At 58.4% G+C, this 308-nt stretch carries 1 protein-coding gene; it reads right to left on the bottom strand.

The window, feature by feature from the left end; genetic code table 11:
* Positions 1-293, bottom strand: a 293-nt coding sequence (locus GSQ94_RS02070) for a hypothetical protein (RefSeq protein ID WP_216842990.1), incomplete at its 3' end; no start/stop codon positions are given.
* Between the last annotated feature and the right edge of the window lie 15 nt (positions 294-308).

Below are 308 nucleotides of genomic sequence, written 5' to 3'. Positions count from 1 at the left end.
CCGATGGGCGTGTTGGTGCGTCGCAAATGGGAGAGCGTCGAGGCGAAAGTGTATCTGTTCAACACTTGAGAGACACCAGCCGTCGAGCTCATGGCCTTCTTCTGGTCACCCCAGTTGCCGGTCGCGAGAGAGTACTTGAGACCGTTGGAGAGCGTGCCGGGCTTGATACCGACGGCAAGGTTAAAGTGGCGGTTGCCTTCCACGCAGCGTCTCAAGTAGTTGGCGAGCTCAGAGTGCATACGGCGCATGATGCCTCGGAAGAGCTTGGCCAGGAGAGGACCTGCCAGGTCCAAACGCTTCTTCCCAAA

This window comes from Granulicella sp. S190 (assembly GCF_009766095.1).
In the GTDB taxonomy this organism is placed as follows: Bacteria; Acidobacteriota; Terriglobia; order Terriglobales; family Acidobacteriaceae; genus Edaphobacter.
Note: the sequence above shows the minus strand (reverse complement) of the source record. Positions and strands in the feature narration are given on the sequence as shown.